At 67.2% G+C, this 7,327-nt stretch carries 9 protein-coding genes; 1 reads left to right on the top strand and 8 read right to left on the bottom strand.

All coding sequences use genetic code 11. The features are described 5' to 3' along the window. The 8 genes from C9E82_RS23340 to mbhE form a co-directional block, all read right to left on the bottom strand. On the bottom strand, positions 1 to 261 hold a 261-nt coding region (locus C9E82_RS23340; RefSeq protein ID WP_147393160.1), incomplete at its 3' end, for a hypothetical protein. 334 nt (positions 262 to 595) lie between these two features. Continuing rightward, complete coding sequence (mnhG, locus tag C9E82_RS23335) at positions 596 to 883, bottom strand: monovalent cation/H(+) antiporter subunit G (protein WP_119900959.1); 288 nt, start codon at positions 881 to 883, stop codon at positions 596 to 598. Continuing rightward, a complete protein-coding gene (locus C9E82_RS23330; RefSeq protein ID WP_119900958.1) occupies positions 876 to 1,172 on the bottom strand; it encodes a monovalent cation/H+ antiporter complex subunit F in 297 nt (98 codons plus the stop codon). Before C9E82_RS23330 ends, mnhG begins: the two co-directional genes overlap by 8 nt. Next, positions 1,172 to 1,654: a Na+/H+ antiporter subunit E gene (locus C9E82_RS23325; RefSeq protein ID WP_119900957.1), complete on the bottom strand. Its 483-nt coding sequence runs from the start codon at positions 1,652 to 1,654 to the stop codon at positions 1,172 to 1,174. Before C9E82_RS23325 ends, C9E82_RS23330 begins: the two co-directional genes overlap by 1 nt. Beyond that, positions 1,651 to 3,153, bottom strand: coding sequence for a Na+/H+ antiporter subunit D (locus tag C9E82_RS23320; protein ID WP_119900956.1), 1,503 nt, complete (start codon positions 3,151 to 3,153; stop codon positions 1,651 to 1,653). The genes C9E82_RS23325 and C9E82_RS23320 overlap by 4 nt, the downstream gene beginning before the upstream one ends. Further along, positions 3,150 to 3,512 (bottom strand): Na+/H+ antiporter subunit C, encoded by a 363-nt coding sequence (locus C9E82_RS23315; protein WP_119900955.1) that lies wholly within the window; start codon positions 3,510 to 3,512, stop codon positions 3,150 to 3,152. Before C9E82_RS23315 ends, C9E82_RS23320 begins: the two co-directional genes overlap by 4 nt. Next, the gene (locus C9E82_RS23310) at positions 3,512 to 3,913 is read right to left on the bottom strand and encodes an MnhB domain-containing protein (RefSeq protein ID WP_119900954.1); all 402 of its coding nucleotides are present in this window, start codon (positions 3,911 to 3,913) and stop codon (positions 3,512 to 3,514) included. The genes C9E82_RS23315 and C9E82_RS23310 overlap by 1 nt, the downstream gene beginning before the upstream one ends. Then, positions 3,910 to 6,144 carry a hydrogen gas-evolving membrane-bound hydrogenase subunit E gene (mbhE, locus tag C9E82_RS23305; protein ID WP_119900953.1) on the bottom strand — a complete coding sequence of 745 codons (2,235 nt, stop codon included), beginning with the start codon at positions 6,142 to 6,144 and terminating at the stop codon, positions 3,910 to 3,912. The genes C9E82_RS23310 and mbhE overlap by 4 nt, the downstream gene beginning before the upstream one ends. Before the next feature lie 134 nt (positions 6,145 to 6,278). Here mbhE and C9E82_RS23300 point away from each other — a divergent pair, with 134 nt between their 5' ends. After that, the gene (locus C9E82_RS23300) at positions 6,279 to 7,205 is read left to right on the top strand and encodes a hydrogen peroxide-inducible genes activator (protein WP_119900952.1); all 927 of its coding nucleotides are present in this window, start codon (positions 6,279 to 6,281) and stop codon (positions 7,203 to 7,205) included. The last annotated feature ends 122 nt before the right edge of the window (positions 7,206 to 7,327 follow it).

The following is a 7,327-nucleotide window of genomic DNA, read 5'->3' as shown; positions in this document are numbered from 1 at the left end:
CGGGTTGTGGATGTCGAAGGCGACCAGCCGGCGGCCCTCGATATTGTCCTGGCCGATGGCATAGTCGGTGGCGATGATCTCGGTCGGGCCCTCGGGCAGCGGCAGCGCCTCGACCGCCGATGCCTCGGCTGCCGATACCTGGGCCGCCGATGCCTCGGCCGCAAAACGGCCGCTCAGCGCCTCGCGCTCTCGCCGGATGTCGCCGGGCCGACCCTTGTGCCCCGTCTTGCCCGGCCCGCCGGGCGGCGATGTCTGTGACATGTGTCCCTTTCTCAATGACTTCATGCGTCAGGGAACCGAAATGATCGGGTGGGCACGGAACATGCCCCTGGGGGCGAGCCTTTCACATTTTCTTCATGATTGCCATTCGCATTCCGCCCGGCGATTGGCAGGAAATGCAGAAGCCTGACAAGATATCTTTTTTATTCAGTGTCTTATGTGAATTTCACTTGCGGGCGCTGTTGCCGCGACGGCGGGGCGTTCGGGTGAGATGACCACCGAGGCACGGGCGCGCGCCGTCCCGGCGATCCAGGATCATCCAGGGGATCGTGTTCGGGGACGGCATGGCGCCGTTTCGGGGCCCCGTCCGGTCAGGTCACTTCTTCGCGCCGCTTCGCCAGGCGGCGGCGCGGCCCAGAAGATGGGCGCCGATCGGCGCGGTGAGGAAGATGAACAGGATGGCGAAGACCGCGCGGGTCACGGCGCTGACATGGCCGATATCCACCGCCGCCGCCAGCAGTGCCAGGGCACCGGCAAAGGACGCCACCTTCGAGGAGGCGTGCATCCGCGTCAGCACATCGGGAAAGCGCAGCACGCCCACCGCCGCGACGAGCGCGAAGCCGCCCGCCAGCAGGGCCAGGATGCCGGTGACGATCTCAATCATCGCTGTCGCTCCTTCTGGCGAGGCGCTCGGCATAGCGGGCCAGGGCCACGACCGAGACGAAGCTGACCAGCGCCAGGGCCACGGCGATGTCCAGATAGGCCTCGACCTGGGCCTTCACCGCGAAAAGCCCGCAAAAGGCGATGATCGCCGCCGTCATCATGTCCAGGGCCACGACCCGGTCGGCCAGGCTGGGACCGCGCCACAGCCGCAGGAAGCCCACCGCGATGGCCAGCGCGATCAGCGCCAGGCCGATGTTCAGGCTGTAACCCAGGAATGCTGCGGGGCTCATCAGCGAAACACCTCCCTCACGCGATGCTCCATGCCGGATTTCAGGTCGGCGATCAGGGCATCGGGATCCTCGGCATAGATCGAGTGGATCACCAGGAAGCTCTTGTCCGGGGCCACGTCCAGCGTCAGCGTGCCGGGCGTCAGGGTGATCAGGTTGGCGAGGATGAAGATCTCCAGATCGCTCTTCGGGCCGATCGGCATCCGGACGATGGCCGGATGCAGGCCGGGCCGGCGCGAGACGCAGTCGCGCGCCACCATCAGGCAGGACTTGACCAGTTCCTTGATGAAATAGGCCGAAAGCACGACGGTCTGCGGCAGGGCGCGGAAATAGCGCGTATCGGCGTCGCTTCCGACCAGGCGCCGGGCGGACCACAGCCCGGCAAAGCCGAAGACGAAGCCGGCCAGCAGGTCCAGCGGCGAGAAGCTGCCCCACAGCGCGCCCCAGGCGAGGGCCAGCAGGATGTTCATGGCAAGGAAGGTCATTCGGCGCCCCTTTCCAGAACGGTCGCGACATAGGCCGACGGATCCAGAAGCTGTTCGGCCCCGGTGGTCGCGAAGGTGACGAAGGGATCGGGGAACAGGCCGATCAGCACGGTCATCAGCGCCAGCGCGATCATCGGCGACAGCAGCAGCACCCGCGCCCGCGCCGGGATCGAGGCCAGGCGCGGCTGCCGCCCGTCGGGATGGGCCTTCCAGAAGGCCTCGGCCCAGATCTTGGTCATCGAGAAGATGGTCAGCAGTCCGGTCAGCAGCGCGACGAAGGCCACCAGCCCCTGTCCCAGGTCCAGCGAGGCCTTGACCAGCACGTATTTCGCCCAGAAGCCCGACAGCGGCGGAAAGCCCGCCAGCGAGAAGGCCGGGATCAGGAACAGCACCGCCAGCAGCGGCGCGGACCGGTAGAGCCCGCCGATGGCGTAAAGGTCGGAACTGCCCGTCAACCGGCGCGAGACGCCGGCGACCAGGAACAGGTTCGCCTTCACGATGATATGGTGCAGCAGATAGAACACCCCTCCCATCACCGCCAGCGGCGTCATCAGCGCCAGCCCCAGCACCATGTAGCCGATCTGGCTGATGATGTGGAACGACAGGATCTTGCGGAAATCGCTTTGCGCCGCCGCGCCCAGAACCCCGGTCAGCATGGTCAGGCAGGCGACCCACAGCAGGATCTCGTGCGTATAGCCCTGGTCGCCGACGAAGATCAGCGTGAAGACCCGGATCAGCGCATAGACGCCCACCTTGGTCAGCAAGCCCGCGAAGACCGCCGAGACCGCGTAATGCGGCGTGTGGTAGGAGGCGGGCAGCCAGAAGAACAGCGGGAAGACCGCGGCCTTCAGCCCGAAGCCGATCATGAACATCATGGCGATGACGGTCATCAGCCCCTGGTCGGGATGGGCCGCCACCGCCGCGCGCAGGTCTGCCATGTTCAGCGTGCCGGTCGCGCCATAGGTCAGCCCGGCCGCGCAGAGAAACAGCACCGTCGAGATCAGGTTCAGCGTGACGTATTTCACCGCCCCGTCGACGGCCTTCCTCTGCCCGCCGATCACCAGAAGGCCGAAGGACGAGATCAGCAGCACCTCGAACCAGACATAGAGGTTGAACAGGTCCCCGGTCAGGAAGGCGCCGGTGACGCCGCCGATCAGCGTCTGGAACAGCCCGTGCCAGCCCATGCGGGCCGAGATCTGGCCGACCTCGGCCATGCCCCACAGCGCCACCGCCAGGCCGATGATCGCGGTGATCAGCACCATGGCCGCCGACAGGTAATCGGCGGCAAGGGTGATGCCGAAGGGCGCGGCCCAGGCGCTCATCTGCGTGGCGATGACGCCGTGCCGCAGGACCTCGGCCAGCAGTTGCAGTGCCAGAATCAACGACAGCACCGACCCGCCGACCGAGATCCAGCCCGATCCGCGCCGGTTGCGCAGCAGGAATGCCAGGGCCGCCGCGCAGAAGGGCACGAGGATCGGAAGCGCGAGGGTCCAGTTCATTTGCCGCCCTCTTCGGGCTCGGCCAGCCGCATTCGGTCGACCTCCAGGTGCCCGAAGGCCCGGTAGGCCCGGATCGTCAGGGCAAGCGCGAAGGCGAACAGGCCGAAGCCGATGACGATGGCGGTCAGCAGCAGCGCCTGCGGCAGCGAATTCGCCATCTGGTGCCCCGGCAATGCGCCGCCCTGGCCCAGCAGGGGCGGGGCCCCCTCGGTCAGGCGCCCGGCGGCGAAGATCGCAAGGTTCACCGCGTTGGACAGCAGCAGCAGCCCGAACAGGAAGCGCAGCAGGTTGCCCGACAGCATCAGCCAGACGGCGCAGGCGGACAGCACGCCCGACAGGATCGCAAGCACGGTTTCCATCAGAGTGTCTCCTCCAGCGCGAAGATCAGGGTCAGGATACCGCCCACCACCGCCAGATAGACGCCGATGTCGAACAGCAGCACGCTGGACACTTTGTAGCCCGCGACCTCGCCCCAGACCCCGGCGAAGGGATCGAACCCCAGCGGCCAGGCCATCAGCCCGGCGGCCAGCGCGCAGACCAGCCCCAGGACGCCGATGACGCGCGGATCGACCCGCAGGGCGCGCCGCGCCTCGGCCACGCCGCTGGCGAAGGCGTGGATCGCGAAGCCGCAGGCCGCGATCAGCCCGCCGATGAAGCCGCCCCCCGGCGCGTTGTGGCCGCGCAGCAGCACGTAGAGCGAAAAGACCAGGAACAGCGCGATCAGCAGCCGCGCCCCCGTCGTCAGGATCAGCGACTTCATTTGCGCATCCTCGCCCCGCGGCGCTTCAGCACCGCATAGGCGCCAAGCGAAGCCAGAAGCACCACGGTCAGTTCGCCGAAGGTGTCGAAGGCCCGGAAATCGACCAGGATCACGTTCACGATGTTCAGGCCATGGGCGAGGCTGTAGGAATTTTCCTCGAAATAGGTGGTGATGTGGCGGTCCAGCGGCTGCGAGGTGATGGCCAGCACGGTCAGCGTCATGCACAGGCCGACCGCCCCGGCCAGCGCCGCATGGCGCAGCCGCTGCGAGCCGGTCCTGCGCTCGACGATCCCCGGCAGGCGCAGCATGGCGATGCCGAACAGCACCGCCGAGAGGGTCTCGACCATCAGCTGGGTCGTGGCCACGTCCGGGGCGCCGAAGAAGATGAAGATCAGCGCCACGCCGATGCCCACCGTGCCGATCCCGGCGATGTTCGAGATGCGCGAATGCGGGTTCAGCGTCAGGAACGCCCCGGCGATGGTAAAGCCCGCGATCAGCCAGACCAGCAGCGGCGCCGACAGGTCAAGCACGATCACCGGCCGCTTCAGGATCAGTGTCGCCCCCAGCACCAGCGCCAGGACGACGAAGCTGGCCGCCAGATATTCCCGCAGCCGGCCGGTCTGGATCAGCCGCGCCTGCCATGCGCAGAAATCGCGGAACCAGTCCAGCAGGCGATCCCAGCCCGGATCGAAGCCCGGCAGCCGTTCCAGCAGGCCGCCGATCATCCCGCGCAGGCGGTCGCGCGTCAGGTAGAGCGCCGTTCCCAGCGCGAAGGTGGCCGCGCTCAACGCCAGCGGCAGGTTCACCCCCGCCCACAGGTGCAGCCCGGCCGCGCGCGTCTGGCCAAGGCTGCCCGTCACCGTCGCGTCGATCATCGGCTGCAGAAGGCCCGCCCCAAGGCCGAAGACCAGCCCCAGCGCCCCCAGGATCACCGGGCCCGCCAGCATCTGCCAGGGCGCCTCGTGCGGGGCATGGGGCGGATCGCCCGGCGTGCCCCAGAACGGCCGCAGGGCCACGACGCCCGCCACCGCGAACATCAGCGCATTGGCGATCAGCACGCCCGCCGTCACCAGCGCCGACGGGGCCAGCGTGGCGGAGCCGGCATAGAGCAGCTCCTTGCCGATCCAGCCGATCATCGGCGGCAGCCCGGCCATCGAGGCCCCGGCCAGCGCGGCGGCGGCGGCGGTCCAGGGCATGGCGCGCGCCAGCCCGCCCAGCCGCGCGACATCGCGGGTGCCGGTGCCGTGGTCGATCGCGCCCACCACCATGAACAGCGCCGCCTTGTAGAGCGAATGCACCACCAAAAAGGCGATCGCCGCCGTCAGCGCATAGGGCGAGCCGCCGGCCAGGAACAGCGTGATCGTGCCAAGCGCCATCAGCGTCGTATAGGCCAGCGCGGTCTTCAGATCGGTCTGCCGCAGCGCCAGCACCGAGGCCATCACCGCCGTCACCAGCCCCGCCGCCGTCAGCGTGGCGACCCATGCCGGCGTGTCGCCCAGTACCGGATGCAGCCGCGCCAGCAGATAGACCCCGCCCTTCACCATGGTCGCCGAATGCAGATAGGCCGATACCGGCGTCGGCGCCGCCATCGCGTTCGGCAGCCAGAAATGGAACGGGAACTGCGCGGATTTCGTGAAGGCCCCCAGCAGCACCAGGATCAGGATCGGCGCATAGAGCGCATGGTCCTGCAACCCCTCTCCGGCAAGGATCCGGGCCAGGTCATAGCTGCCCGACGCCGTCGCCATCAGGATGAACCCGGCCAGCAGCGCCAGCCCGCCCGCCGCCGTCACCAGCATCGCCTGCAGGGCATTGCGCCGGGCCTGCGCGTTCTCGTGGCCGAAGCCGATCAGCAGGTAGGAGGTGACGCTGGTCAGCTCCCAGAACACGAACAGCGTGATCAGGTCGCGCGCCAGCACCAGCCCCAGCATCGACAGCATGAACAGCAGCAGGAACAGCACGAAGCGCCCGAATTGCGGATGATCGCCCATGTAGCCGGTGGCATAGAGGAAGATCAGCGCCCCGATCCCGCTGATCAGCAGCGCGAAGATCAACGACAGCCCGTCGACCAGGAACCCCAGCGACACCCCCAGCGACGGCGCCCAGTTCCAGGTCAGATGCACCGGCGACCCGCCCTGGACCTGCGGTATCCACAATGCGAAGACCACCGCCAGCGCGAAGGCGGTCAAAGCGGCAAGGTATCCCCAGAGCCGTCCAGAGGACGGTTCAGTCATGTCAGAGTTCATCCGATCTCCTGCCCATGCGCCACGTCCCGAAGGCGGCTTGCGACGTCGTTACACATGCATGTCATGAAACGGAAATAGAAAATCATGTTGCCGCTTATAGCTGGAAGCTATAAGGTACCCCCATGCCGACCCTTCAGCAGTTGCGTTACCTTGTTGCCATCGCCGACACGCTCAGTTTCAGCCGTGCCGCCGAGATGCGCCGGGTCGCGCAATCCACGCTGAGCATCCAGCTGAAGGAGCTTGAGACCAAGCTGGGCGCCAGGCTGGTCGAGCGGACGCGGGCCAAGGTCATCCTGACCCCGATCGGGCAGGAGATCGCCCGCCGCGCCCGCGCCATCATCGCGGAAGTCGAGGATATCCGCGAGATATCTCTCCGCAACGACCCCGATGCGCCGCAGACCATGCTGCAGATCGGGGTGGTTCAGACGGTCGGCGCCTATGCGCTCTCGGTCGCGATGCCGTCGCTGAGGCAGGCCTTTCCCAACATGCGCATATGGGTGCGCGAGGAACATGCCAACACGCTGCTGCGGCAACTGGTGGACGGGGTGCATGACGTACTTCTTCTGCCCGAAGAGGTCGACCGGCAGGACCTGGAATGCCACCGCCTGCTGGTCGAACCCCTGCTGGTCGTCCTGCCCGCCGATCATCCGCTGGCCGGGAAGGATAGCATCTCGCCCGGCGACCTGGCCGGGCAGACCATCCTGACCATGGAGCGCGGGCAGCGTTCGCTGCATGACCAGATCGTCAGGCTTTGCGGGGCTGTCGGCGCGATCCATGCCCGCGACTACGAGGGCACCACGCTGGACACGCTGCGCCAGATGGTCGCGACCGGCATGGGCATCTCGCTGCTGCCCGCGCTCTATGTCCGTTCCGAGGTCATGCGCGAGCAGCTGGTGGTCGCCCGGCCGATGTCCTCCGGCGCTCCGGTCCGGCATGTCTCGCTGATCTGGCGGCGCAATTCGCCGCGGCAACACACATACGAGGCCGTCGCCGGCAACCTTCGCCAGTCGCTGAGCCCCTGGGGCGCCGTGGAGACGGAGCAGGGCTAGGTTCTGTGGACTCTTGGGATTCCCTATTCTGAGGAAAGATGATTCAAGGTTTCTGTTGCAGGAGGTTTGCGATGGGAGTGTTGGATCGGCTTGTGCTGTCGGACGGGCAATGGAATCGGATT

It is taken from the genome of Paracoccus sigandri (assembly GCF_003709565.1).
Classification (GTDB): domain Bacteria; phylum Pseudomonadota; class Alphaproteobacteria; order Rhodobacterales; family Rhodobacteraceae; genus Paracoccus; species Paracoccus siganidrum.
The sequence above is the reverse complement of the archived record's forward strand: the minus strand, read 5'-3'. Positions and strand labels throughout refer to the sequence as shown.